We start from the raw sequence: 24,865 nt of genomic DNA on the forward strand, positions 1-24,865 counted from the left end.
GGGGTTTTTTACATATCGCATTAATTAAAATACTTGTTCCAATTCAACGACACCAGGCACTTCCTCAAGAAGGGCGCGCTCGATACCGGCTTTTAACGTAATGGTGGAGGAAGGGCAGCTTCCGCAAGCACCCATCAAACGTACTTTAACAATACCGTCTTCGATGTCAACGAGTTCAACGTCACCGCCATCACGAAGCAAAAATGGGCGTAATTTATCTAGAACTTCTTCAACTTGCTCACGCATAGAAATTTCAGTAGTCATAATAAAATGCTCCTTTCATTAAAAACTTACTTTTATTATACGGGTTTTGAATAAAAAAATCCATGTGCGCGCATCACAACATTGAAAAGAATTCACCTTTATTAACGGAGCAGAATCTATTACAATAAAAGAAAGCAGGGGACTTCAAATTGGGGTGAGTAAATGGACATGAGTCAGATCATCATAAAAGTATTCGGCGGGGAACAAAAATGTGCGAGCTGTGTGAATCTCCCTACATCAAAAGAAACAGCGGAATGGCTGGAAGCGGCCATCTCACGGAAATTTCCAAATCAGCTCTTCAGTATAGAATACGTGGATATCTTTTCTCCAACAGAAGGAGAGAACCAGAAATTTGCTCTTCAGATTCTTGAGGAAGATCTGTTCTATCCGGTCGTTGTCATCAACAATAAAATCGTAGCAGAAGGGAATCCACGACTGAAGGATATTTATGAAATTATGGAACAGCACGGCTATCGGGATGTTGTCTAAATTGGTGAGTTAATAATTAGAAATAAAAGGGGCTATTTCGAGACAAAAGAAAATCCATGGTGTGATTGAAGATCATCCCATGGATTTTTTTACGTTAGTTTTGATATTTATAGAGCCAAAGAATTCCGGATTTTAAAAGACGGGGAACACGTCCGATGAGGGAAGCTCCACCCATCGTTCCGAATCCGCTCTTCTTGCCCAGGGATCCCATAACACCTTTCAGCTTGATTTCTTCAAGCTCTGGCATCGGTTCATTTCTCCATTTTTTAAGAAGGATATCAGAAATCTGTTCTGCCTGTTCTTCCGCAAGCTGAGCGCTTGGAGAGAATGGCATGCTTGCACAGTCACCGACCACATATACGTTCTCGTCGTTTGGGAGCTGGTGATACTTAGTCAGTTTGACCCGGCCTTGTGCATCTTTTTCCACATCCAGTTCACGAACGAGTTTGTTTGGCTGAATGCCTGCTGTCCAGACGATGGCATCACATTCAATGGCTGTATCGTGATTGTAGAGTACGTTTTCTTCTACTCGCGTAATATTCGAATTGTTGATAACTTCAACACCATGCTGAATGAACCAGTTTTGTACATAGTTGCTCAGGCGCGGTTTAAACCCGTTAAGTATGATCGGTCCGCGGTCGAAAAGCTTGATGTTCAAATCGGAACGGCTCTCGCGGAGTTCACTGGCTAATTCGACACCGCTCAATCCTGCACCGACAACACCGACAACTGCATTATGCGGAAGGTTATTTAATACCTGGTAGGTTTCGCGGGACTTGTCCACACTTTGAATGCTGAGCGTATATTCTGGAGCACCAGGGACATTATGATATTTATCTTCACAGCCTAAGCCAATGACTAATTCATCATAAGTCAAAGTTTCATCATCTAAAAGGTGGATTTGTTTTCCGTCAAAATCAAGGCCGGTCACTTCTCCGTATTTTACCTTAAGCTGGGGATGTTCAGGGAACGGAACCCGGATATGGTGGTCGGAAATCGTTCCAGCAGCCAGCGCATAATATTCAGTTTTTAAACAATGATAAGGAAGCTTGTCGATTAAGGTAATTTGGACGTCGGATGGAAGCTCAGATGCATTGAGCAGGCGCTTCATTAGGCGCATTCCCCCATATCCTCCGCCAAGCAATACTAGGTGTTTCATTGTCTTTCCCTTCTTTCTATGGCACAATGTGTACTAATCTCATCAATAATAGCAGTAAATCAACGTTTTCTACAGGCTTCAACGGAAGCGATTTCACATTCAAACACTTCTAAGTATAGCATTTTACTATAATTTCTCAACCATTTTAATGAAAAACTGAAGGGGACAAGGTAAAGGGTTTGACTGTCCTGTTCGTACAAGATAGGATAGAAAAGTAAGGCGAGGTGAAAAGATGAAGCCGATTATCGAATTTTGTGTCAGCAACCTGGCCAACGGCTCACAGCGTGCACTAGAGAAATTGGAACAGGATTATGACCTTGATGTGATTGAATACGGCTGTCTCGGATATTGTGGGCACTGTGCCCGTTCTCTATTCGCTTTAGTGAACGGAGAAATTGTACGCGGTGAAACACCGGACGAGCTGGTCGAGAACGTTTATAAATTTTTAGAACAAAATCCGATGTTTTAATAAAAAACACGATTTCCTCCGCGGAAATGGTGTTTTTTTATATTCAGCGTTAGTTTGGCAACAAAGATGAAGTTCTAAACGACTTATAAATGCATTAACTGGCCAAAACGGGAATTTACTTGCCAAAAAACAGATTTTACTGGCGGAAATGAAAGAAATACTGGCCAAAACGTAACATTTACTGTCCGATCAAACTTAATGTAAACTGCCTGGATCAATAGAAAAGCTGGCTCATCGAGTGAGCCAGCTTTTTCTGCATTTTTTAAGAATGCTGATATTGTCTGTTCAGCCAAGGCTGAATCCTTGTATATAACACAATGAATAAAATTGTGATAAGTAATCCTTTGATCACATTGAACGGTGCAATCCCTACTAAGATCAGGTTCAGCATCGCATCACCGGACATTTGCGGTGAGTTCAGGAACCATGTGTAAGCGGGAAGGATCAGCACGTAATTCAATACCCCCATCGCTAACGTCATTAAGACTGTTCCACTGACCAACCCTGCGGATAAGCCCTTCGTAGTACGGTATTTGCGGAAGAAATAGGAGACAGGAACAATGAAGATCGATCCAGCGATAAAGTTTGCCAGTTCTCCAACTGGAACCCCTGTCAGGTTGCCGACAATTCCGTAATGAAGGAAGTTCTTAATTGCTTCAACGGCAATTCCTGCGAGCGGTCCAAAGACAATCGCTGCAAGCAATGCAGGGACTTCGCTGAAGTCAATCTGCAGGAATGATGGAAGACCTGGAAACGGAAAATCCAATAACTGTAATACGTACGCAATGCTGCTTAGCATGGAAACAGCCACCATCTTATACACTTTTCCCTTTTGCATGTTGAAATCTCTCCTTTTGTTGCGCCATCTCTGATTTCAAATGCAGTGCACCCCTGACAACAATAGAAAACCCTTAGCTTTTTATAGAAGCTAAGGGAGAGTGTCAGGCATCATCAAATAAACATTTTAAGAACGGTATGTCCTTAGAATGCAGCTGAGCGAGGGCTCAGTCGTTTTACAATAGATCTCTTTATTGTAAAAGAACTGAACAATGCACCGTCATCTTCTCCCATCCAGACTTTACTGTCGGCTCTGGAATTACACCAGATCAGCAGACAAGAAGCAACGAAACGATGTGTTTCAGCTCTTCTCATGAGCTCACGGGCTGATGAAGAGGGAATCTTCAAATACCGCCGGTCGGGAATTTCACCCTGCCCCGAAGATGGATCGCTATTTTTTTGTAGAATACATTGCTTATTATACTGCATAAAAAGGAATTTGGGAACCATTTTGACTTACAAAAGTTTAGTGGGTTTTTGGAAGTTGCTGTTTCGTTTTCATTGTTGTACTTGATAGTGGTTGATTTCCGTTCCAGGCTGCTCGCTTTCCGCGGGGCGTGCGGTAAGCCCCACGGCGCAAGCGCCTTTGGGTCTTACCTGTCACGCGACCCCCGCAGGAGTCTCGCACCTTCCACTCCAATCAACTTGTCAAGGAAGATTCTATGCAGAAATGTTCAAAATGCAACAAGCTTTTTGAAAAAAGCCTTGGAAATAGAATAAGGTTATGAACCGAAAAGAATGGGTAAAAGAAATCACACAGATGCTTGGTCTTCTGGTATACAATAGGTAGGAAATAATCTATGCAAGGAGGGGAAATCTGGCTGTTCTGAGAAAGAAGCCAGTGGTTATGCTGACATTTGAGAATTCTTGGCCTTACGATAAAATGATGGACGATATCTATATAAATGAATGCCCGTTCTGCCATAAGTCCAATGTGCTGACGGCATTCTCTGAAGAAAAGCTGAACAGTGCAAAGGAAGGCATCAAGCAGCTGCTGGTCATGCCATGCTGCCACAGCAAGCTGACCATCTTAAACGCAGATGATGATTACTTCTGGACAGAAGAAAAATTAAGATAGGAAGAAAAGCTTCAGCGCCCTCATGGACTGGGGCGCTGAAGCTAGACATTACTTCCGTGAATTTACTTTAAACAAAAACTGCCGGATGCTTCCGGCAGTTTTTGTTTAATATTCTTTGATGATGTTATAGAACGTATCGCGTTCAACAGGTTTCTTGTTGGCTGTTTTTATTAAATGCACCAATTCTTTACGCGTAATGCCTTGAGAAGTGAGGGCACCAACAGAGTGAGAAATTCTTTCTTCAATCAAAGTTCCGTGAATGTCATCAGCACCAAAAGTCAAGGCCATCTGTGTTAATTGTACACCGATGTTGATCCAGTACGCTTTAACATGGTCAAAATTATCGAGCATCAAGCGGCTGATAGCGATCGTGCGCATGTCATCAAAAGCTGACGTACGCCGGGTAAGCCCCATGGAAGCTGTTCTTGGCTGCATCGCAAGCGGAATGAACACCATAAATCCGTTTGTTTGATCTTGAAGCTTTCGAAGTCTGTCCATATGAATCAAGCGTTCTTCTTTTGATTCAATAGAACCGTACAGCATGGTTGCATGAGTACGAAGTCCAAGACCGTGAGCAATCTCATGGGCTTCCAGCCATTGATCGGTAGAAGCTTTATCCGGACTCATTTTTTCACGATAGCGTTCAGTTAGAATTTCTGCACCGCCTCCTGGCATCGTGTCCAGTCCTGCTTTAACAAGTTCCTCTAATACTTCTTTCATGGACAAACCAGATAAGCGTGCAAAAAACTCAATTTCTGCTCCTGTATAGGCTTTGATTGCAGCATTTGGATAATGTTTTTTTAGAACACGAATGGTGTCCAGATAGTAGTCAAAAGGCACTTCATTATTATGGCCGCCGACAATATGGAATTCGCGGATATTATCATTCCATCGCTTTTCAACATACTCAAGCAGCTGTTCTTCGTTCATTGTATAGGCGCCTTCTTCACCAGGTTTCCGCTTGAAACCGCAGAAGCTGCAAGTTGCTTCGCATACATTGGTTGGGTTAATGTACATATTTTCAATAAAATAAACATTATCGCCGTTTTTCTTCGAATTCACTTCATTCGCCAATTGAGCGACACCCAGTATATCGTTGGTTTCATATAAAAAAAGGCCGTCCTCAATTGAAAGTCGTTCACCGTTACGGATTTTTTCAGCAATGTCCTGAATTTTTGTTTCTTGTGTAATGATTGCCATTCCTTTTCCCCCGTTTCAATTAATATGTATATACGTTCTATTGTGCAGGAAAGAATCCCGCGAAATCAAACTTTTTGATTAAAAGCTTTTTTCTAGAGCTAGTAAAAACGCCCGAAGAATACGCAGTCTATTATACGCTCATTTATTTGGGAGGACAAGGAAGGAACGAATTACCATCAATGTCACATTCGTGTAACAAACGTTAAAGATTGTTTACTTTTTAGAAATAATAAAGACAAAAGGGTGAAAATATAGCAGAATACATAATATTGAGTGTCTTATATTGTAAAAAAATTGAAGATGAAGTAGAATAATGGAACCACCAGGTATTGAACCAGGGAGTGTTGCCCGTGATGAATGTAGCTGATTGCGAACGGCTAATCGAATATAATGAGCAGATAGAAGTGCTCCGCCAAGAGATGATTAAAACGGCTGATCTATTTGGTCTGAATCATCCCCAAGTATTGAGCTATAGCCGTAAAATTGATGAAACCCATAACCTCATATTAAAGATTGAAAGAGAAAATTCATTTTAAGGAGCAAGCCTAAACCTTGAGAGTTTTGGTTTGCACTAGTATAATATAGTTATAAAACCTTCAATGAAGGAGAGTGTACAGAGATGATCGTAAACTTTACAGATGCGGCAGTAGGCAGAATTAAAGAGATGCTTGCAGCTGAAGAGGAATCAGGACTTTTTCTTCGTGTCGGTGTAAAAGGCGGCGGATGCAGCGGCCTCTCATACGGCATGGGCTTTGATAAAGAAACCCAGAGCAATGATCATGAAGAGGAGATTAATGGCCTTAAAATTGTTGTGGATGATGAAAGTGCCAAGATTTTAAATGGTACAACTGTTGATTTTAAGCAGAACATGATGGGCGGAGGATTTACAATCAATAATCCGAACGCGATCGCTTCATGCGGATGCGGTTCTTCATTTAAAACTGCAACCAATACTGGTACTCCTGAAGAGTGCTAATCATATAGAAAAAACCTCCTCGTAAGCCGCTGATGGCTGACAAGGAGGTTTTTTTTGTCTAGCTACAGTGCCTGAGGCTGTGTATTGGTTCCAGCGCTTGTACCCACAGGGCATAAGTGCGACATTGGCTCATAAAAACATGAGCCGTGTCTTCTTTACCGGACTTTAGCAGGGCACTTTCGCTTTTCTGTGTGCAATTTTACCGGCGGCAGAGAATATGTTTATACCACTTGAAAAAAATCAACCTGAAAAGGGAGAGAAAAAAGTGGAGATGATGAACCGTAATTTACGATTCATGGGAAACATATTGTCGTGGCTGCTGGCGAGTTTTTCGGTACTGCTCGTTATGGCAGCAGGTTATGCAATGGGTGGATGGCTAGGAATCTTGCTGATCAGTATCCTGTGGGTGCTGCTTTACTGCAGTGTGTCATAAATGAAGTATGTAATCGAAATACGCAGGCAATCCAAAGGGAGGCCAGGTCTTACGGTAGAGATTGAGTTCAATACGAAGGAAGAAGCGGAAGCCTATCTGCAAAAGACATATGAAGATTACGTTAAAGGTCAGGAAGCAACGGTGGATTATGAAACCATAACAATCAATGAAGAACTATTTCAAAAAGAAATAATAATCCGGAAACGAAATGAAAAAGGAAAAAAGGTGTTTAGCTTACTGCTAACCACCTTCATAAAAGATTTTTAGTTGCCCAAATACAAAAGAAAGAACAGCCCGATAAGGTCAGATAAGACGGAAAACCCGATATACATCCACTTTTTTCTGCCGGCATTCCGGCTGCTTGCCATCATTAATCCGGTACCGAGTATAAAGAAAACAATTCCAATGATGATGAATGTGTTCATTTGTAATCTCCTTATTTATGTAGAAAAAAACCCGGTGTGCCGACACCGGGTTATATTTATGGGTTTATGAGCAGAACTTGTCTGCTGATGTCATTGTAGCATACTTACCACGGCAAAACCAAGAACCACTTTATTCCAGTGAGCCTTTGACTTTTTCCAAGAGCTGCTTGAGCTCAGGGAGGGCTGCCTGAACATTTTCAAGAAACGATTCATCTGTAATGTGCAGTGATCCAATCTTACGCTGAAGATCCTGCAGCAGTTCAGCAATGTAAAGTTCATCTTCGGTCCATTGGCGATTCATAAATTGAATTTCCTCCTAAAATAAGCTGCTGCTGTGTTGTGGCTGGGTTTTTGCTTTTGGATCTATATAAGTTTTCGCATTGTTAATAGCGGTAGGTGCTTCACCAAAACCTGCAGCGATCAGTTTTACTTTTCCATCATAAGAACAGATGTCTCCTGCAGCATAAATTCCTTTGGTGTTCGTCTCCATTCTTGAATTTACGACGATGGAGTTGCGTTGAATCTCAAGTCCCCAATTTTTAATCGGCCCGAGTGAAGAAACGAATCCATAGTTGACGATAACGGCATCGACTTCAACTTTTTCTTCCACATCTTCGTTTTCCAGAATGACATGGGTTATCTTTTCGCCGTCATTCACGAGTTCTTTGATCTGAAATGGAGTTTTGATTTTTACGTTTGAGCTCAGCAGCTGTTCTACACTATGTTCGTGCGCGCGGAACTTGGGCCTCCGATGGGTAAGTGTAACTTCATCAGCAACAGGTTCAAGCATGAGTGCCCAATCGACCGCAGAGTCACCGCCGCCTGCAATCAAAACTTTTTTACCTGCAAACGCCTGAAGGTCATTCACGAAATAATGAAGGTTCTTTCCTTCAAATGCTTTGGCATCGTCAAGCTCCAGCCGTCTTGGCTGGAAAGCTCCTACACCGGCTGTGATGATGACCGCTTTGGAATAGTGTTTATTTTTATCTGTTGTCAGTTCAAAATGTTCTTCTTTTTTCTCAACGTTTTGAACGGATTCTTCAAGCACAATTTCAGGGTTGAACTGCTCTGCTTGGACTTTTAGGTTATTCACAAGCTCCTGGGCGAGAATCTTTGGAAATCCTGCTACATCATATATGTATTTTTCGGGATATAAGGCAGCGAGCTGTCCCCCGAGCTGTGGCATGCTTTCAATGATCTTTACTTTCATTTGGCGCATTCCCCCATAGAATGCTGCAAACAATCCTGTTGGACCTCCGCCAATTATTGTAACATCATACAGATTTTCTTCTGTCATACTTCCACCCCCGAGAATATTTTCATTCTTCCCTCCATTATAGTAAGAATGAGAGGGAAAGGAAAGAATAATACCACCAATGTACGTTCTTTGTCGATGACTGTACTGTAAGGCTGTATTTATACAATAGGTAAGGAGACTGTGTCAACTGATTATGCCTTTTTTTCAAAAAACGGTTGAAATATAAGAAGAAAAGGACTAAGATAAAAAAGGAAAAAACATGGGGGAATTGTGACAGTTTTCGTCTTTATTTTTATCCTACTACGTGAAATACGTCACAAACTTTTTGTCTATCATATTTCCTTATTGGTTAGGTAAAACTATAAAAAATCTGAACTGGAAGTGATCATATGAGTAAGCCAAAAATATTAATTATTGGTGGAGGATATGGCGGGATGATGTCAGCTGTCCGCCTGGAAAAAGAGCTTGGTTTAAACAATGCGGATGTTACGCTTGTGAACAAGCACAACTATCACTACCAAACCACATGGCTTCATGAAAATGCGGCAGGTACGCTGCACCATGATAAAACACGCATCATGATTGATGACATTATCGACACGAACAAAATCAACTTTGTACAAGATACAGTCGTTGAGATCAAGAAAGATGAGAAGCGTGTCATTCTTGCAAATGGCGAGCTAACGTACGACTACCTTATCATTGCTCTTGGATCAGACCCAGAAACATTCGGCATTCAAGGTTTGAAAGAAAATGCGTTCAGCATTCGCAGTATCAACTCTGTCCGTGAAATCCGTGAGCACATCGAATATAACTTTGCTCGTTACAACAACGAAGGACAAAAACAAGAACTAATCAACATCGTTGTCGGCGGTGCTGGATTTACTGGAATCGAGTTTGTCGGTGAACTGGCTGACCGTGTTCCTGAACTTTGCAAAGAATACGATATTCCGCGTGAAAAAGTCCGTATCGTTAATATTGAAGCGGCTCCTAATGTTCTTCCAGGCTTTGACGAAGAGCTCGTTGAGTACGCAATCAATAATCTTGAACGCCGCGGTGTAGAATTCCTTGTAAACACACCGATCAAAGAATGTAGCGAAGACGGAGTTCTTCTTGCTTCCGGTGAAGAAATTAAAGCAGCTACTGTTGTATGGACTGGCGGAGTACGCGGTAACCACTTAGTAGAAGAAGCTGGCTTTGAAACAATGCGCGGACGTGTAAAAGTAGAGAAAGACCTTCGCATGCCTGGATATGACTATATCTTTGTAGCTGGAGACTGTGCTCTTATTATTAATGAAGAAATTAACCGTCCTTACCCTCCAACAGCTCAAATCGCTATTCAGCAGGCTTATACAATCGGCCGTAACCTGAAAACGCTCATTAATGGCGGAGGACAGATGGAAGAGTTCAAACCGGATATTAAAGGTACTGTAGCTTCTCTTGGTAAAGGTGAAGCAATCGGTGTCGTTGGAAACAAAAAACTATTTGGTTCAACAGCATCTGCGATGAAAAAAGTCATCGATAACCGTTACCTTTTCTTGCTTGGCGGAGTACCAATGGTCATCAAAAAAGGAAAGCTTAAATTATTTTAATAAATGACACCATGATATGATAAGAGCAGAAGTCCTTCGGGGCTCTGCTCTTTTTTTGGTTTGGAATTTGATGGAGTGTGATTGAATCGCCATCAGTGTGCGATGCATGATAGGAATGTAAATCAACCATAAGCTTTTTTAAAAGGAGATATTTTATGAGTACGATGAAAAAGAGAGGAAGTGTCTGGCTCGCAGCGGCAGGGCTGGTCATCCATGACGGCAAATGCCTCGTTGTAAAAAAGAAGTATGGCGGGCTAAAAGGCAAGTGGTCCATTCCTGCAGGGTTTGTGAATCCGGGTGAAACGGTGGATGAGGCGGCTGTAAGAGAAGTGAAAGAAGAAACAGGGATCCAGAGCAGGGCTGTGAACGTGGTCGGTATACGAACTGGTGTCATAAAGAACGAAATCAGTGACAATATGATCGTTTTTCTGCTGGAGCATATAGGAGGAGAGATCCGTCCTCAGCAAGAAGAGATTGAAGAAGCAAGGTTTCTCACTCCGGAGGAATTAAGGGATGATCCGGTTACTTCCATGATGGTCCACCATTTTCTCAATGAGAAAAAAGAAACCGTTAATGAGCATTTAAATCCTGGAGATATATTCGGCTATACTTCTTATAAAATTTTTGATAATCGTTGAAATTGTATGGAATTTGGACATATTTAATGATAAATTAAAATGTTTACGCTTACATTGGTGATATGGCCGGAAATGCTCCCTTTTCAAGTTTTTGGATTCTTGATATATTATCAGAAAATTCAAACAAGGAGAGTGTCATCTTATGAAATCGTCAACAAGAACAAAAGCACAGGAAAAGTGTCAATATTGTGAAGGTAAGGGGTATTTCCAGCTTCTTCTAGGTGGCTCTGAAACTTGTGAAGAGTGCTGTGGAAGCGGAAAAAGGGAGAGATAAATAAGGAGGGAGCACCGTGATGCGGTGCTTCCTTTTCTTTATCCTTATATTGACTTTAATCCCCTATTTCAGTAAACTAGCTTTGAATATGGGGGTGAAGGAATGTACTTACCGCAATTATTTATTTCCATGCTATTATTTATCGTTCTTTTCTTTGGAATCGGTTTCCTTTTAAACATGCTTCTGCGTTCAACATGGATTATGGCTGTTATTTATCCGGTTGTCGTGATTATGATTATTGATCATGTTAAATTTTTAAAATACTTTTCAAGTCCCGGAAAAAGTTTTGCAGAACTCGGCGAGGACTTTATCCATCTTCAGGCTGTAGACATTTGTATCCTGGTTAGCGGAATGGTCGGAGCGATTTTTGCCGGCATGGCCATCAAGATGCTGCGCGTCAGAGGCTATCAAATGTTCTAGAATCTTCTATGATTAATAGAAGGTTCTTTTTTTTATGCTCATTGCCGGGCTGAAGCCCCTTCTGCGGTATAAAACTCACTTTTCTTGGAAAATACTACGTTTTAGAGAGGAGTGAAAGTTTGCGTTTTATACCTACTGCCATAAAACGGCTTATGATGACAGCTATGTTTATCCTTGCTCTGCTTACGACCTTGCACTCAATCTCGGGTGTCGAGGCTAAGGATGTATCCGATTGGGCATCTTCCGAACAGAAAGGTAAGCAGGATGGATTGTTGCGTTCATTGAACATTGAATTGGCAAAGTATATTGCCGGGGCCCTTGAGAATGTCCCATCATTCTGGGATAGGGAGTTTACTGTAACAACAGAGCCGGAAGCAGAAACCGCAGCATCCCCACTTGATCATTTTGATGTAACTCCCTACCCCTCAGTAACGGTAACAGCTACAGGCTATACTGCAGGGATAGAGTCCACTGGAAAAAATAAAGCTCATCCCGCTTATGGGATCACAAAATCGGGGTTAAAGGTAAAACGTGATCTTTATTCCACGATTGCCGCAGATCCCGCTGTTTTTCCCATCGGCACCATTCTGTTCATTCCCGATTACGGGTTTGGCGTAGTGGCTGATACGGGTTCAGCCATAAAGGGAAAAAGAATAGACCTATACTATGAGACGACGAAAGACGTCTATGAAAAATGGGGCAAAAAGACGTTAAAGGTCTACGTGATTCAAAAAGGATCCGGGAAATTGACCGAGCAGGAGCTCAAAACGTGGAATGAAAAAAAATCCATGCAGTTCTATCGAAAACAATTGTATTAAAAAAGCTTCGAGCCCGCTGGCTTGAAGCTTTTATATTGTATTATGAATTACTTTGCTGTACGAGCCGGCTGTTTCCACAGCACTTGATGCAGTTTCTTCAAACCGTCAATCAGCCTTGGTGACGGCCGGCAGAATAGATGTTCTTCAAGGATATGTACCTTGTTCTCCTTTACTGCTCTAAGATCGGCCCAGCCAGGGCGTTTCTCCAGAAGTTCCGGTTTTACTTTCTGTTTTCTTACTCCTACCCAAGCGATGCAGATCTCGTCAGGATCACGTTTAATAACATCATCCCAGGTTGTTTGAACACTTGCCAGCTCAACGTCTTCGAACACGTTCTCAGCTCCGGCAAGGTGTGAAATCTGAGTAAGCCAGTTCAGCTTTCCTGGTGTGAAAACAGGCTTAGGCCACCATTCCCAGTACAGCCTTTTTTTCTCCTTTATTCCTGCTGCAAACGACTGAAATTCATTAATGGTTTCTTTATATTGAGAAACGAGATAGTCGGCACGCTTCTCCACGCCGGTCCTTCTGCCCAAATCTTTTAAATCCCCAGCGATATCCTCAAGCGTATTGGGGTTGTAAACTACATGCGGAAGATTGCGCCGTTTCAGTTCTTCTATATTCTTTTCCATACCAGGAACACTTAAGGAGGCAATCACGAGATCCGGTTTAAGTTCCTCGACCATGTCCATATTGATGGATAGATCAGGGCCAAGCCGAGGCAAGGTGCGCACTCGTTCAGGCCAGTCGGAAAAGTCATCAACCCCCACCAGCTGTTCAGTTAACCCAAGATAATCAACAAGCTCTGTATTGCTCGGACAAATAGATATCAATCTCATGAATCGTCACCCCTTAAAGAACGAAGAAAAGCCAGTATACAATCAGTGTTTGGATAATTCCGAGCAGTGCGCCATAGAATACCTCATCCGGCTGGTGTCCCAGAAGCTCCTTTAATTGTTTGTGCTTTTCTTTCACGTCAGTTTTTTTCATTGCCTGGCTGACTTCCACATGTTCCCGGAAATCAGTTACTAACTTATTCAATACGGCAGCCTGTTCTCCTGCATGCCATCGAATTCCTTTCGCATCATACATAACAATAATGGCAAACATAGCAGCAACGGCAAAAATAGAGCTGCCCAGGCCTTCTCTGAGAGCAACTCCTGTTGCAAGCCCTGTAACAGCAGCGGAGTGAGAACTAGGCATGCCTCCTGTACTGATAAACAAATCCCATCTCACTTGTTTTGTCTCCAGGTAGGTAATCGGTATTTTCAAGAATTGAGCCATTAATATTCCTAATAAGGAAGCAAGTAAAGGAAAATTGAAAAATAGGTCCATAGATCGTCTCCTCGCAGCCTTTTTCTACAATGTATCGAGATAAGGTTGTTCTAATGCTTTCATAATACCCTTTTTTTGTTGTTTGCAATCTTATAGTTCTGCCATGAATGACGTCATTCGAAAGGAGATAATGTGCCTTCTGTTATCATAATAGGGAAGGGATGGCGGAGAACAGATGGATTATCCGAAGGAATACTATGAGTTTTTCATTTCGTTCAATGAGGGAGATTATTATACGTGCCATGATCTGCTGGAGGAAATGTGGATGACGGATAAGAGAAATTATTTTCTAAAAGGGCTGCTGCAGATGACGGTAGCGATCTACCATTATGAGTATGGAAATGTAAAAGGAGCAAGAGCCATGATGCATGCCGCCCACAACTACCTCCAAGAGTATCGGCCTTTTTATTGGGGGATAGATCTTGAAGAGGTGTATCGTTTTATTGAAGCCTGTTTGAAAAGAATACCTCATGAGATGGACAGTGTCGCTTTTGAGGATGCGGATAAACTGCCGGCTTTGCCAGAATTGATCCTGCTACTAAATGACCTTGAAGAAGAATAAACTGACATTAGCATACCGTGCAAAAGGAGGATGTGCATGTTCACCGTAAAGGCAAATTGGAATAAAGACAATGCGGAAGATGCGTTGTTGATCGGCATCTGGTCCGATCACAAAAAACTGGATGGAATTGCTGCCGTACTTGATGAGGCCTTTAATGGCCATATCACCGAGCTTTTGCGGGAAGGGGATGTTTCCGTGATGGCAAAATCAGTCACAAAGCTCCATACGTTTGGCATCGTGGGAGCCAAACGGCTGTATTTTATCGGATTGGGAAGGCGGGCGGAAGCAACTTATGAGAGCATAAGAGAGGCGTTCGGGAAAGCGGTTCAGATGCTGAAGCGGGAAAAGCGGGAAAAAGCCGCTATCGTTCTGGAAACCTTTGAAAACGACAGACTGTCTTCTGAGAAACTTGCCCACGCTTTTGCAGAAGCAGTCGTGGCGGGCAGCTATGCCTTTGAAAACTATAAGGAACGTTCCAATGAAAGAGATAAAAAGCTGACAGAAATTACGGTATATAGTTCGGACAGCCAGACAGGTGCAGGGCTTTCGACAGGCCATGCTTTTGGTGCAGGAATCAATACAGCACGCAATCTTGTGAACACTCCCGGCAACCTATTGACTCCGAAAGACCTCGCTCGGGCAGCGATGGAGATTGCCATCAAATACGGGATGGAATATGAGATTCTAGAGAGGGAGGATATGGAACGGCTAGGCATGGGAGCGCTCCTTGCCGTGTCACAAGGTTCCGATGAGCCTCCAAAAATGATCACAGTGAAATACAAAGGCCGGGACACGTGGGATCATGTTCTTGCCCTTGTAGGCAAGGGCCTGACGTTTGATTCAGGCGGCTATTCCATCAAGCCGGGTGCCAACATGCATGAAATGAAAAGTGATATGGGAGGAAGCGGATCTGTGCTTGGAGCGATGGAAGCAGTGGGGCGGCTGAAACCAAAGACCAACATCCTTTTTGTTATTCCGTCCAGTGAAAACCTGATTAACGGAAAGGCGATGAAGCCTGGAGATGTTTTTACTTCACTCAGCGGTAAAACGATTGAAGTCCGTAATACTGATGCAGAAGGAAGACTGATTCTTGCGGATGCCATCACCTATGCAAAAGAAATGGGTGCTGACTATCTGGTGGATGTGGCTACATTAACCGGTGGTGTCGTAGTGGCGTTGGGAGATTGTACAACTGGAGCTCTTACGAACGACGAAGTGTTTTTCAAACAGGTGAGCCAGTCTGCAGGACATGAAGGAGAACTCCTTTGGCTTCTGCCAAGCCATCAGCCCTTTAAGGATATGCTGAGGTCGAGTGATGTAGCCGATCTGAATAACTCCACAGGACGGTTAGGCCACGCGATTACCGGTGGGCTGTTTGTCGGGGAATTCGCTGGGAAGACCCCTTGGGTCCATCTGGACATTGCGGGTACAGCGTATTCCTCCAAGCCTTCGAACCTCGGTCCAAAAGGGGCTACCGGGGTCATGGTACGGACATTGGCCAGGCTGGCGATGAATTTCAAATAATACAGCAAGAAAAAGCATGGCACCTGTCATGCTTTTTTACATACTCTGAAAAGAAAAAGAGGATTGCAGGATTCCAGGAGTTGTATTATAATATAATTATTATTACTTTATAATCATTTTAAAATACATAAAGGAAAGGGGATTGTTCAATGGCTGATTACGATTATCACCATCTCCCACATGTAAAAGTGCAGAGCCGGTCAAAGAAGACGTTGTGGATTACCCTCTTGCTGACCCTGTTTTTTACGATCGTTGAAGTAATCGGCGGGCTGATCTCCAACTCACTTGCACTATTATCGGATTCTGCCCACATGGTCTCTGATGTGCTGGCACTCAGTTTAAGCATGCTGGCCATTTACCTCGCTACCCGGCAGCCGAATGCCAAATTCACTTTTGGTTTTTTGCGTTTTGAAATCATCGCTTCCTTTCTGAATGGGCTTGCCCTGGCTATCATTGCCATTGGTATTTTTATTGAAGGCATCAAGCGTTTTATCAAGCCGGAAACAATCGATTTTAAATTGATGCTGATCATCGCAGTGATCGGCTTCACCGTGAACCTTGTGCTGACCATTGTCCTAAGCCGAAGCATGAAGGAAGAGGAAAACTTAAATGTAAAAAGTGCTCTCTGGCATTTTATCGGAGATCTGCTGAGCTCAATCGGGGTTATTATCTCTGCTATTCTCATTAAATTTACCGATCTATATTTCTTTGATCCTCTGATCAGCTTGATCATCGGCGGGATCATCTTTACAGGCGGCTACAAGATTATAAAAGAATCCTACATGATCCTAATGGAATCTGTTCCAGAAGGTTTGGATCTAGAAGCGATCCGAGCGGATATTTATCAAGTAGAAGGGGTAGAAGATGTTCATGAGCTACATCTATGGACGGTGACCAGTGATCACCATTCTCTTACCGCCCATGTTTTCATTAATGAAAACATTCAGCCGTTCTGTGTCATTCTTGCCATTAATGAGATGCTGAAGGACAAATACAAACTCAAACATACAACCGTTCAGATTGAACACGCTACCATCCATCACCATGGAGAGTACGGCAAGCAGTTTTTAGAAACACATAAATCCTAAATTTCTTTTTGTGAGTTCTTCAAAATGGTGAAGGGCTCTTTTTTTCGGGTGCAAGGAAATGGACATAACTGCTGCATATTGATTAAAATGAGGACAATACTTATGCTACAACCGTAAAGGGGTTCTCTATGAGCGAAAAGAAATCATTGGCAGCACGCATTTTTTGGTACATCATTTTAGCGATACCTATTTTAATTATTGTATTTACTATCGTAGCGTTATTAAGAAACGTATTCTAACCTAGCCTAGGTATGTACTGTATCCCGAATGATGGACACTAAAAAACGTTCATTATTCGGGATTTTTTATGAAGAAAATAGGGACTAAAGAATTTATAATCTAAAAAACCGGATGAGCAAAAGATCAATGCTGGCGATCAGGAAAAAAATAAGGGCCGATTTAGAGTGTCCGGAGGTATAAAGCGCAATGGCACCAGCAGCAAACACAGTGAGCTGAAGCAGGGTACGCAAAGAAATAGGGATCGGAATCGATGCCTTTGGAGAAAGAAGCATTCCCCAAAAGATTGCAACCAGAAGCGGAGCAGCTAGGCAGAGAACATATTTCGAAAATCCGCTAACCATGTGAAATCCCCAGTATCCAAAGGCTCCCAATACAAAGAGCTCTGATAAAAAAAGCACACCTAAAAGAAAGGGCCCCAATATGGCCATGATGATTCCCCGCTTTCTTATTGAATTCCTGCCTTTATACGATAGTCAGCCATCTGTGCTTCGGGATGAAGAACTTTGTCTCCGTGGCAAACCTCAAGACGTTTCGGGTTGAGCTGGCTGACGATGGAGCTGCTCCTGAAGGCTTCCTCCATATCAGCCGTAAACATCGGCATCGGTTTTTTAAGCCTTCCTTTCTTGGAAGTGAACAGATCACCTGCAAGAAGGACCTGATCTTCTTCGTGGTAATAAACAGTGTGGCCGGGAGAGTGCCCCGGAGTCAGGTAGGGTCTTATTCCATCAATGAGTTCCAGTTCACCCTCGTTTCCAGCAGACAAGGGCTGGGTAATGCCCTTTGAGACCGATGCAACAGCCTTCTTTCTGCGGGGATAGGCAAGGTCACCTTCCAGATAAGGAATTTCAAGTGAATGGGCGTATACCGGAACATCATGATCCTTCAGAATGGCTGAAATAGATCCGGTATGATCCGAATGGCCGTGTGTCAGCAATATCCTTTGCAGAGGACCGGCATTCAGCTGATTTATTGTATTCAATATTCCTTTCGCCATCATCGGAATTCCTGCGTCTACAAGAGTGATTCCTTCTTTACCGCGAACAGCCCAGACATGGATCCGTATGATCATCCATGTTTTCAGGCTCCAAATATGAGGGGAGATCTGTTCAACTTTCATGGTTATTCGCTCCTTGTTTTATGATTTCATGAAAACCGAGAAAAAGGGCTTCTACGCTTTGTTCAAAGGTGGGTGATAGACGAACAAGGAGCTCTTGAAGAGGCTCTTTATGATTGAGGTAGGTACTAATAATGCCGTGCAGGTTGTAGAAAAGGATACGGGCAAAGGCAAGGGATTGTTCATTATCAGAAATACCGAGCACATCTTTCAATACACTCATTAACAGCTGGAAAAGTTCAATCCGGACTTTGTTGATCTGCAGTTTTGGATTTTGTTCATCCACTCTGGAAGAACTGGCAGTGATAAATGTGGTGTACATACTCTGATGCAAGAGACAAAATTCAATAAAGGTCCGGCAGATGGATTTTAATTTAGCGGAATCGCCCGCATCCTGGCGATGAGAGATATCCTCCAGCTGCAGTTTAAGCTCCTGTAAGAGCGGCATCGCTAAATGATGGAGCAGCGATTCTTTGTCTTTATAATAGAGGTAGATAGCTGTGTGCGAGCATCCGGCTTCTTTTGCGATTTCTCTTATCGTTACTACTTCATATCCACGCTTGCCAAAAAGTTTTCCAGCTGCTTCAAGGATGTTTTTCTTGGTTTCTTCCGAACGCAATTCTTGCTTGTTTGCCATAAAACATCACTCCTAACCATTGGTTACTAACCACTGGTTATAATATATTCGATTCATCATATAATTGTCAAAATTTTTTGTTCGACAAAACTTTCTTACTGGATGTTGGGTTAAGCAGCATAAAAAAAGAGGTACCACCCGCATTCAGGAGGTACCTCTTTGTATTTAAGCTGCGTTTGAATTCGATGTGCTGCGGCGGTTTTTAGCGACTGCCTTATAAATTCGCGGTGAGATTACAGCGGTAACTGCAGTCAGGATCACGTCTTTTGGGAGGAACAGAAGCATTCCTTTCCAAGTCCCAAGATAGGTGACACCTTCAACAGCTGCCCAATTTGTCAGCGCGGCATAGAGAAAAGTAGTGCCGACAAAATAGTTGACGATCAAACCGGCAAAGGAAGCGAGAAAGAAAACCGGCAGGCTTGGTTTTTTCGCCATCTCAAGAATTTTTCCTGCTACATAAGCGGCAAGAATGAATGATAAAATAAAGCCGAAGGTTGGTTTGAAAATGATGGAAGGCCCCCCGGAGAATCCTGCGAACACAGGAGCACCAGCCAGACCGACAAGTGTGTATACGATCATCGATACAGCGCCGAGACGGCTTCCGAGCAGCAGACCGGCCAAAATGCAAAAGAAGGTTTGAAGGGTGACAGGCACTTGCCCAAAGACGAGGGCAGGAATCCATGCTGTAATATTACCTCCTACTGCCATCAATGCCGCAAACATGGCGGCCAGTGTTAGATCAATCGCTCTAAACTTCATTAGGTTCACCTCATGTGGTAATTTATCTATATTGATGGTAATTCAGAGGACAGACTATTGTCAACCTAATTTTTAAATAAGGTTTACATATTGATATTATTGGAGGTGCATCACATGTTTTTTGGAAAAATACCGAAGAAAAAGGATAATGAGAGGGTGCCGCCGAATCAGAATGTTACAACCCGCTGGCCTGTTCTTCATTATGGTAATGTTCCTTACTACAAGGATTTAAGTGAATGGGATCTGAAAATCTACGGAATGGTGGAGAACCCGACAACTTTTACTTACGAGGAGCTTATGGCATTTCCGAAATCATCGGCCACGAATGATATCCATTGTGTCACCGGCTGGTCCAGATTGGATAACGTATGGGAAGGAGTGGCTGTTAAAGAAATTGTAAAAGACATTGGTATTCATCCCTTGGCCAATTATGTCCTTTTGCATGCAGAAGAAGGATGGACAACCAATCTTCCTTTAGATGATTTTTTAAAGGAAACCAGCTTGCTGGCTCATACGCACAATGGACAAACGTTAACGCCGGAGCATGGGTATCCACTCCGTGCAGTGGTTCCGCATCTCTATTTCTGGAAAAGTGCGAAGTGGCTCCGTGCCATTGAATTTCTGCCGATGGAAACGCCAGGTTTTTGGGAGAAAAATGGCTATCATATGTATGGAGATCCTTGGAAGGAAGAGCGCTTTAGCTGGGACTAAGAAACAATGATCATGTAAGCAAAAAAATCAAAAATATTTATAAAAACCTTAAAAAATACATGTAAATTTTCCCAGATGGACCGATATTGTAATTAAAGGTAGTTTATGCTCTATTCGGTAAGGAAAGGAAAGAAGTGCCCGTGAACTGTAATCTTCAATCCGTCTGTGATCAGATGGAGAAAGTTAAGGAAAAGTTATATCAGTCATGCCGATCGGCAAACAGTTACTCAGACCCTGCCATCGTAAAAATCAGCCAAGAGCTTGATGAACTGATCACTCTTTATCAACGACAATTGAAACCAACCTATAAATAACATAACAAAAGGAAGCAGCTTACCTATTAGCTGCTTCTTTATCTTTTGTATAATGAGTTTTTATTCCGTCCGTGTCCTCGTGGATTACCACGATTTCTTTGTTCTCCTCATTCATCATCACTTTAACTTTTTCAGGTGTGAAGCTGGAGATGAATTCATAATCAGCATCAGTTTTAGATACAAGAAGTAACGGGATTGTATATGGAACTCCATACCTTTTTGGAATGGTCAGGAGCCATGTCCTTCCATCCTGTTCAAGCGTTAAAGAGGCATCATTCGTTTTAGAAGAATACGTTCCTTGTGCAGGTGCAGAAATCTCAGTCTCCCTAATTCGTTCTTCGTGAAATACGGGACTTCGTACTTCTTCATGCAGTATTATTTTTGCCAGGTCACGATTGATTTTTGTAACAGGGGTTAAATTAAAATTGCTCATGACGATTACCGTGATCTCACCATCCAGGCTTTTCAGCATTTCAGCACAATATCCGTTCACATCACCAAAATGACAGGCGGCCGCAGTTTGGCCAATTTTATCAAAACCCCAGCCATATCCATAATTGCCTTCGCAGGGTGTGAGCATATTATTTAGCGACCTCTTATTCAATACCTTTCCGGAAAACAAAGCTTCTGTCCACCTAAACAGATCTTCAGTAGTAGAATACATACCATATGCCCCAAGTGGAAAACTCATATCAATATAATCAGGATGCACAAAGTCTTTATTTACCGTATAACTTGATGCCAAATTTTGAACTATGGTTCTTCCGTCCAATACACCGGTGTTCTTAAGGCCAAACGGTTTTAGCAGATTTTCCTGAAGAAAATGGGCATAGGATTGTCCTGAAACCTTTTCTATAATTGCTGTCAGTAAAATGTAATTTGAGTTGCAATAGCTGTATTGAGAACCAGGCTCAAATTCAAGAGGTTTGTCTTTGATTCTATGGATCAGTCCAGTAAGATCTGCGGGAAGCCTCATCTCTTTTGTCCAATAATCCTGCATGGAGGTAAAATCGGAAACTCCAGATGTGTTGGAAAGAAGCTGATGTATGGTCACTTGTTTAGCGTAGGTGAGCCCCGCTATAAAAAGTGCCACGGTATCCTCGAGTTTCATTAAACCTTGCTCCTCAAGCAAAAGGATAGCCGCTGCCGTAAAGTTTTTGGTCAGGGAAGCAATCGGAAAGCGGGTTTGAGGTGAATTCGGAATGTTGAACGTCCGGCTGGCCGAACCATATCCTTCATGAATCAAGATTTCTCCTTTATATGCTGCAAGCACAGAGCCATTAAAATAGCCTAATCGGTCATACGCCGTCATATAATTTTTCAGTCTTGTTTTTAATGTTGTTTTGTTTATAAGTCGGGTCATATCCTATTCCTCCTGTATAAGAAGAAAACATTCTGCAAAAAGGAGAGCTTCTCCTTTATTGAACAGAAGGCGGCAAAAGGAGAGCCGGCTGATTTGTGAAACAAATGAAGCGCATGAAAAGCAGATGGGAAAAAGCTGGCTTATACCCTTCTGCTTTTCATATGGCGGTTCAATCACCCCCACTAAAACAACAACATGGATTAACATAGCTTATTTTTTAAAAATAATGTTAGAAGAAGCAGGATTTTTGTCAGAAATATCAAACAATAGTATAGAATAAGCAGTCTTCTTTTTTGAATATACTAGGGGAGAAGGAGGCGGATTCCATCATGGACTTTGTAAACGAAGAAAACCAGCAAGGAGATCAACGGGCTATGCAGTCCGAGCATTGCATGGTTTGCAACAATGAGCTTACCAGCTGGGAAGAAAGACAAATAGCCGTTTGCGACCATTGTGTCAGCAAAGCCATTGGCGATTAGCGTTCCTATTCGGAATGCTTTTTCTTTTGGAATCAGATCCTCGATTTCTTCACACACTATAAGGAATTTAAAAGGAGGAACGATACCAGATGGCTAAAAGAAAACATTCCAAAGATGCTGCCGCCAAGAACAATCAAACCCCGACAGAAAGCATGACAGACGTAGAGTTCTCTGACGATAAGTTCGCAGATGATATTCCAAAGCGCGATACAAAGAGCCCGAAATCAAAAGGCGAAGCATAAAAAGGAGACCCATGTCTGATCTTTTCCCCAATTGTATAGGGGTGAAGTTAAGATCAGACCGGGTCTCCTTTTTTCATTAAAATGAAAACTGCAATTCAGGCACATATTGGTTCATATGTTTTTTTATTTCACGATACTGTTTTTTCTGCGTTTTTACGTCCTGCATCGGATGAACATGCCATGATCGGTCAACCCAGGTGGGGAGAAATGCAGGGTTTTCAAGCTCAATTTTAACGTTATTTCCTCTTTGAATCTTATTCACCTTGATATCCATCATTCCCCCGATGTTTTTATACGGGCCGGTCTGTCCAGAAAAGAAGTTGCCAAGAGAATATGCTGCGAAAGCCCGCTCACCGTTCTTTTTCTTTATCCAGGAAACCGGCTGAAGCACGTGAGGATGATGCCCGATGATGATATCCGCCCCTGAATCCGCTGCCATCTGGACAAGTTCTTTTTGTTTCTCATTTGGCATCCGCTCGTATTCGTTCCCAAAGTGAAGACTGATCACCACAACATCAGAAATTTTTTCTGCCTGATGAAGGTCTGCTTTCATCTTCTTCACATCGATAAGGTTAACAAGATACGGTTTGCCCTTAGGTACAGGGATGCCATTCGTTCCAAAGGTATAGCTCAAAAAAGAAAAGGTGATCTGATTACGCTTCAGGACACGGATGATCTTTTGATCATTGGACGATTGGAAAGCACCTGTATACGGCATTCCAATTTCCTTCCAATGGTTAATCGCGCTTAAAATGGCTTTCTCTCCCCGATCCAGCGTATGGTTGTTCGCGATCGTCACCAGATCCACACCGTTCTTCTTCAGGGCGTCCCCGACATCCTGCGGTGAATTGAAGGAGGGATAAGAGGATAGACCGATCTTTTCTCCGCCGATCATCGTCTCCTGGTTGGCCACCGAAATATCCGGCTTCTCCAAATACGGCTTTACCTCTTTAAGCATCGGATTAAAGTCATAGGAACCGTCCCGTTTTTTCGCTTGATTGTATACCCGGTCATGGATAAGAACATCCCCGACCGCACCGATCGTAGCCGTATGGACGGTTTCTTTAGGTTCCGTCTTTTTTGGCGGTGGTTTAACAGTCTTTTTTTTATCGGTGTCCTTTTTAATTTGTTCACTGCTTGCAGGCTCCTGGCGGGTTTTCTCGGCTGTTTTATTACTGAGTACAGGAATAAGAGCAAGAAGCAAGATCACAACAACAACACTTGTAATAATTATTATTTTTTTCATAGTAAGCGTTTTCCTCCTACTTCTATACTATGCGATTGAGCCGGGAATTCAAGGAGAAAATCAGAATGTTCTTTAAAACGAATGAAATTGTTCGTTAAAAAATAATGAAAAAATACGATATTTAGCGATTTAGAGAGATAAACAGGATAAAAGTTCGTTAAAAAGAACAAATTTAACCAATTTTGGAAGTTTTCTGAATAGGCATATCGTTCTATACTAAACACAAGTTGTTCGTTAAAAAGAACTACTTTATTTTAAGAAAATAATTTAAATGCGCGCATCATCGTGCAAATTGGAAAGGGGCTTTTGATGGTTAAAGTGGTTTCTCGCTGGATCGGCAATACGCTCTTACTATTGCTTGCAATGTTATTCCTTACATCAATTCTTCTAGGCTATCAATCTCATAAGCATCCTGGACAAATACCGAGCTTTTTCGGATATAAGATCATGACGGTTTTATCCGGAAGTATGCGGCCAGTGTTGCAGCCAGGTGATATTGTGATTGATCGTGAGCCTGATTTAACTAAGTTCAAAGTCGATCAAGTCATTACGTATAAGCGTGAAGATAAATTCATTACTCACCGAGTCATTGATTTAGTGAAGAAGAATGGGGTCGTCTATTACAAGACAAAGGGAGATGCCAACAACGTAGAGGATAACAAGCTGGTTGCTCCGCAGCAAGTGGTTGGTGATTATGCCTTTCATATTCCAAATGCAGGATTCTTCTTAGAGTTCGCTCGTGGAAAACTCGGCATTCTATTATTTATTATCCTGCCGGCTATCTTGATTGTCTTGAGTGAAGTATTTAAAGACAAGCGGCCAAAGAAAAAGGGAAGAAAGGATCGGCCATATCCTCAAGAAGATATTGTCTGATCTGGGTGACCATTTTAGGGGGTGATGTCAATTACATAGTAGGGGTTAGGG

At 42.4% G+C, this 24,865-nt stretch carries 35 protein-coding genes and 1 riboswitch; of the genes, 20 read left to right on the forward strand and 15 right to left on the reverse strand.

Annotation, left to right across the window (positions count from 1 at the left end; translation table 11 throughout):
- Positions 1-24: 24 nt before the first annotated feature.
- Positions 25-264: a NifU family protein gene (locus P4361_RS02910; RefSeq protein ID WP_053357311.1), complete on the reverse strand. Its 240-nt coding sequence runs from the start codon at positions 262-264 to the stop codon at positions 25-27.
- Between the two features lie 162 nt (positions 265-426).
- On the opposite strand from P4361_RS02910, the gene P4361_RS02915 reads away from it, so the two are divergent.
- A complete protein-coding gene (locus P4361_RS02915) occupies positions 427-753 on the forward strand; it encodes a YuzD family protein (protein WP_062233208.1) in 327 nt (108 codons plus the stop codon).
- Between the two features lie 94 nt (positions 754-847).
- Here the strand turns inward: P4361_RS02915 and P4361_RS02920 are convergent, their stop codons facing one another.
- On the reverse strand, positions 848-1,912 hold the full coding sequence (locus P4361_RS02920) for an NAD(P)/FAD-dependent oxidoreductase (protein ID WP_053357313.1): 1,065 nt from the start codon (positions 1,910-1,912) through the stop codon (positions 848-850).
- A 232-nt stretch (positions 1,913-2,144) separates the two neighbouring features.
- On the opposite strand from P4361_RS02920, the gene P4361_RS02925 reads away from it, so the two are divergent.
- Positions 2,145-2,381, forward strand: coding sequence for a YuzB family protein (locus tag P4361_RS02925; RefSeq protein WP_328088260.1), 237 nt, complete (start codon positions 2,145-2,147; stop codon positions 2,379-2,381).
- A gap of 262 nt (positions 2,382-2,643) precedes the next feature.
- On the opposite strand, the gene P4361_RS02930 is transcribed toward P4361_RS02925, so the two are convergent.
- Entirely contained in the window at positions 2,644-3,219 is a 576-nt protein-coding gene (locus tag P4361_RS02930; protein WP_053357315.1) for an ECF transporter S component, read from the reverse strand.
- 217 nt (positions 3,220-3,436) lie between these two features.
- Positions 3,437-3,607, reverse strand: a riboswitch (FMN riboswitch).
- Between the two features lie 458 nt (positions 3,608-4,065).
- Here P4361_RS02930 and P4361_RS02935 point away from each other — a divergent pair.
- Positions 4,066-4,296, forward strand: coding sequence for a hypothetical protein (locus P4361_RS02935; RefSeq protein ID WP_053357316.1), 231 nt, complete (start codon positions 4,066-4,068; stop codon positions 4,294-4,296).
- A gap of 105 nt (positions 4,297-4,401) precedes the next feature.
- On the opposite strand, the gene mqnE is transcribed toward P4361_RS02935, so the two are convergent.
- The gene (mqnE, locus tag P4361_RS02940; RefSeq protein ID WP_256227504.1) at positions 4,402-5,496 is read right to left on the reverse strand and encodes an aminofutalosine synthase MqnE; all 1,095 of its coding nucleotides are present in this window, start codon (positions 5,494-5,496) and stop codon (positions 4,402-4,404) included.
- Positions 5,497-5,849: 353 nt separating this feature from the next.
- Here mqnE and P4361_RS02945 point away from each other — a divergent pair, with 353 nt between their 5' ends.
- From P4361_RS02945 to P4361_RS02960, 4 genes are all read left to right on the forward strand, one after another.
- Positions 5,850-6,032: an aspartyl-phosphate phosphatase Spo0E family protein gene (locus tag P4361_RS02945; protein WP_256227546.1), complete on the forward strand. Its 183-nt coding sequence runs from the start codon at positions 5,850-5,852 to the stop codon at positions 6,030-6,032.
- 83 nt (positions 6,033-6,115) lie between these two features.
- Positions 6,116-6,472, forward strand: a complete 357-nt coding sequence (locus tag P4361_RS02950; protein WP_256227505.1) for a HesB/IscA family protein — start codon at positions 6,116-6,118, stop codon at positions 6,470-6,472.
- 217 nt (positions 6,473-6,689) lie between these two features.
- Positions 6,690-6,905, forward strand: a complete 216-nt coding sequence (locus P4361_RS02955) for a hypothetical protein (protein ID WP_328088261.1) — start codon at positions 6,690-6,692, stop codon at positions 6,903-6,905.
- Entirely contained in the window at positions 6,906-7,172 is a 267-nt protein-coding gene (locus P4361_RS02960; protein WP_062233224.1) for a hypothetical protein, read from the forward strand.
- Here the strand turns inward: P4361_RS02960 and P4361_RS02965 are convergent.
- From P4361_RS02965 to P4361_RS02975, 3 genes are all read right to left on the reverse strand, one after another.
- Positions 7,169-7,330 (reverse strand): hypothetical protein, encoded by a 162-nt coding sequence (locus P4361_RS02965; RefSeq protein ID WP_156316331.1) that lies wholly within the window; start codon positions 7,328-7,330, stop codon positions 7,169-7,171. The two genes, P4361_RS02960 and P4361_RS02965, sit on opposite strands and share 4 nt — an antisense overlap.
- Positions 7,331-7,460: 130 nt before the next feature.
- Positions 7,461-7,631, reverse strand: coding sequence for a hypothetical protein (locus P4361_RS02970; RefSeq protein ID WP_156316332.1), 171 nt, complete (start codon positions 7,629-7,631; stop codon positions 7,461-7,463).
- A 15-nt stretch (positions 7,632-7,646) separates the two neighbouring features.
- A complete protein-coding gene (locus P4361_RS02975) occupies positions 7,647-8,627 on the reverse strand; it encodes an NAD(P)/FAD-dependent oxidoreductase (protein ID WP_053357322.1) in 981 nt (326 codons plus the stop codon).
- Positions 8,628-8,977: 350 nt separating this feature from the next.
- On the opposite strand from P4361_RS02975, the gene P4361_RS02980 reads away from it, so the two are divergent.
- From P4361_RS02980 to P4361_RS03000, 5 genes are all read left to right on the forward strand, one after another.
- Positions 8,978-10,180 carry an NAD(P)/FAD-dependent oxidoreductase gene (locus P4361_RS02980; RefSeq protein WP_053357323.1) on the forward strand — a complete coding sequence of 401 codons (1,203 nt, stop codon included), beginning with the start codon at positions 8,978-8,980 and terminating at the stop codon, positions 10,178-10,180.
- A 164-nt stretch (positions 10,181-10,344) separates the two neighbouring features.
- The gene (locus P4361_RS02985) at positions 10,345-10,818 is read left to right on the forward strand and encodes an NUDIX hydrolase (RefSeq protein WP_328088434.1); all 474 of its coding nucleotides are present in this window, start codon (positions 10,345-10,347) and stop codon (positions 10,816-10,818) included.
- Between the two features lie 142 nt (positions 10,819-10,960).
- Positions 10,961-11,092, forward strand: a complete 132-nt coding sequence (locus P4361_RS02990; protein WP_175501778.1) for a YuiA family protein — start codon at positions 10,961-10,963, stop codon at positions 11,090-11,092.
- 102 nt (positions 11,093-11,194) lie between these two features.
- Positions 11,195-11,512, forward strand: coding sequence for a YuiB family protein (locus P4361_RS02995; protein WP_328088262.1), 318 nt, complete (start codon positions 11,195-11,197; stop codon positions 11,510-11,512).
- 128 nt (positions 11,513-11,640) lie between these two features.
- Positions 11,641-12,330, forward strand: a complete 690-nt coding sequence (locus tag P4361_RS03000; protein ID WP_328088435.1) for a 3D domain-containing protein — start codon at positions 11,641-11,643, stop codon at positions 12,328-12,330.
- 47 nt (positions 12,331-12,377) lie between these two features.
- Here P4361_RS03000 and P4361_RS03005 read toward each other — a convergent pair whose 3' ends face one another.
- Both P4361_RS03005 and P4361_RS03010 read right to left on the reverse strand, forming a co-directional pair.
- A complete protein-coding gene (locus P4361_RS03005; RefSeq protein WP_091003372.1) occupies positions 12,378-13,166 on the reverse strand; it encodes a cobalamin-binding protein in 789 nt (262 codons plus the stop codon).
- Between the two features lie 13 nt (positions 13,167-13,179).
- Positions 13,180-13,662, reverse strand: a complete 483-nt coding sequence (locus P4361_RS03010) for a divergent PAP2 family protein (protein WP_091003375.1) — start codon at positions 13,660-13,662, stop codon at positions 13,180-13,182.
- Positions 13,663-13,837: 175 nt separating this feature from the next.
- On the opposite strand from P4361_RS03010, the gene P4361_RS03015 reads away from it, so the two are divergent.
- The 3 genes from P4361_RS03015 (at position 13,838) to P4361_RS03025 (ending at position 16,836) form a co-directional block, all read left to right on the forward strand.
- On the forward strand, positions 13,838-14,224 hold the full coding sequence (locus tag P4361_RS03015; RefSeq protein WP_256227509.1) for a DUF309 domain-containing protein: 387 nt from the start codon (positions 13,838-13,840) through the stop codon (positions 14,222-14,224).
- Between the two features lie 36 nt (positions 14,225-14,260).
- The gene (locus P4361_RS03020; protein WP_256227510.1) at positions 14,261-15,748 is read left to right on the forward strand and encodes a leucyl aminopeptidase; all 1,488 of its coding nucleotides are present in this window, start codon (positions 14,261-14,263) and stop codon (positions 15,746-15,748) included.
- A 149-nt stretch (positions 15,749-15,897) separates the two neighbouring features.
- Complete coding sequence (locus tag P4361_RS03025) at positions 15,898-16,836, forward strand: cation diffusion facilitator family transporter (RefSeq protein ID WP_091003383.1); 939 nt, start codon at positions 15,898-15,900, stop codon at positions 16,834-16,836.
- A gap of 332 nt (positions 16,837-17,168) precedes the next feature.
- On the opposite strand, the gene P4361_RS03030 is transcribed toward P4361_RS03025, so the two are convergent.
- The 4 genes from P4361_RS03030 to P4361_RS03045 form a co-directional block, all read right to left on the reverse strand.
- On the reverse strand, positions 17,169-17,504 hold the full coding sequence (locus tag P4361_RS03030) for a YrdB family protein (protein WP_062233240.1): 336 nt from the start codon (positions 17,502-17,504) through the stop codon (positions 17,169-17,171).
- A 17-nt stretch (positions 17,505-17,521) separates the two neighbouring features.
- Positions 17,522-18,193: an MBL fold metallo-hydrolase gene (locus tag P4361_RS03035; protein ID WP_328088263.1), complete on the reverse strand. Its 672-nt coding sequence runs from the start codon at positions 18,191-18,193 to the stop codon at positions 17,522-17,524.
- On the reverse strand, positions 18,183-18,827 hold the full coding sequence (locus P4361_RS03040; RefSeq protein WP_091003389.1) for a TetR/AcrR family transcriptional regulator: 645 nt from the start codon (positions 18,825-18,827) through the stop codon (positions 18,183-18,185). Before P4361_RS03040 ends, P4361_RS03035 begins: the two co-directional genes overlap by 11 nt.
- A 165-nt stretch (positions 18,828-18,992) precedes the next feature.
- Positions 18,993-19,586, reverse strand: a complete 594-nt coding sequence (locus P4361_RS03045) for a biotin transporter BioY (protein WP_053357332.1) — start codon at positions 19,584-19,586, stop codon at positions 18,993-18,995.
- A gap of 114 nt (positions 19,587-19,700) precedes the next feature.
- Between P4361_RS03045 and P4361_RS03050 the strand changes: the two genes are divergently transcribed.
- The gene (locus P4361_RS03050) at positions 19,701-20,297 is read left to right on the forward strand and encodes a sulfite oxidase-like oxidoreductase (protein WP_328088264.1); all 597 of its coding nucleotides are present in this window, start codon (positions 19,701-19,703) and stop codon (positions 20,295-20,297) included.
- Positions 20,298-20,437: 140 nt separating this feature from the next.
- On the forward strand, positions 20,438-20,611 hold the full coding sequence (locus P4361_RS03055; RefSeq protein ID WP_082316160.1) for an aspartyl-phosphate phosphatase Spo0E family protein: 174 nt from the start codon (positions 20,438-20,440) through the stop codon (positions 20,609-20,611).
- Between the two features lie 19 nt (positions 20,612-20,630).
- Here the strand turns inward: P4361_RS03055 and P4361_RS03060 are convergent, their stop codons facing one another.
- A complete protein-coding gene (locus tag P4361_RS03060) occupies positions 20,631-21,974 on the reverse strand; it encodes a serine hydrolase domain-containing protein (RefSeq protein WP_328088265.1) in 1,344 nt (447 codons plus the stop codon).
- A gap of 329 nt (positions 21,975-22,303) precedes the next feature.
- Between P4361_RS03060 and P4361_RS03065 the strand changes: the two genes are divergently transcribed.
- Both P4361_RS03065 and P4361_RS03070 read left to right on the forward strand, forming a co-directional pair.
- Complete coding sequence (locus tag P4361_RS03065; protein WP_156316333.1) at positions 22,304-22,453, forward strand: hypothetical protein; 150 nt, start codon at positions 22,304-22,306, stop codon at positions 22,451-22,453.
- Between the two features lie 89 nt (positions 22,454-22,542).
- Entirely contained in the window at positions 22,543-22,695 is a 153-nt protein-coding gene (locus P4361_RS03070) for a hypothetical protein (RefSeq protein WP_156316334.1), read from the forward strand.
- 76 nt (positions 22,696-22,771) lie between these two features.
- Here P4361_RS03070 and P4361_RS03075 read toward each other — a convergent pair whose 3' ends face one another.
- Complete coding sequence (locus P4361_RS03075; protein WP_328088266.1) at positions 22,772-23,941, reverse strand: CapA family protein; 1,170 nt, start codon at positions 23,939-23,941, stop codon at positions 22,772-22,774.
- Between the two features lie 309 nt (positions 23,942-24,250).
- Between P4361_RS03075 and P4361_RS03080 the strand changes: the two genes are divergently transcribed.
- Complete coding sequence (locus P4361_RS03080; protein WP_328088267.1) at positions 24,251-24,814, forward strand: signal peptidase I; 564 nt, start codon at positions 24,251-24,253, stop codon at positions 24,812-24,814.
- The last annotated feature ends 51 nt before the right edge of the window (positions 24,815-24,865 follow it).

The sequence above is a fragment of the Fictibacillus sp. B-59209 genome, assembly GCF_036216745.1.
Taxonomy (GTDB): Bacteria; Bacillota; Bacilli; order Bacillales; family Fictibacillaceae; genus Fictibacillus_C; species Fictibacillus_C marinisediminis.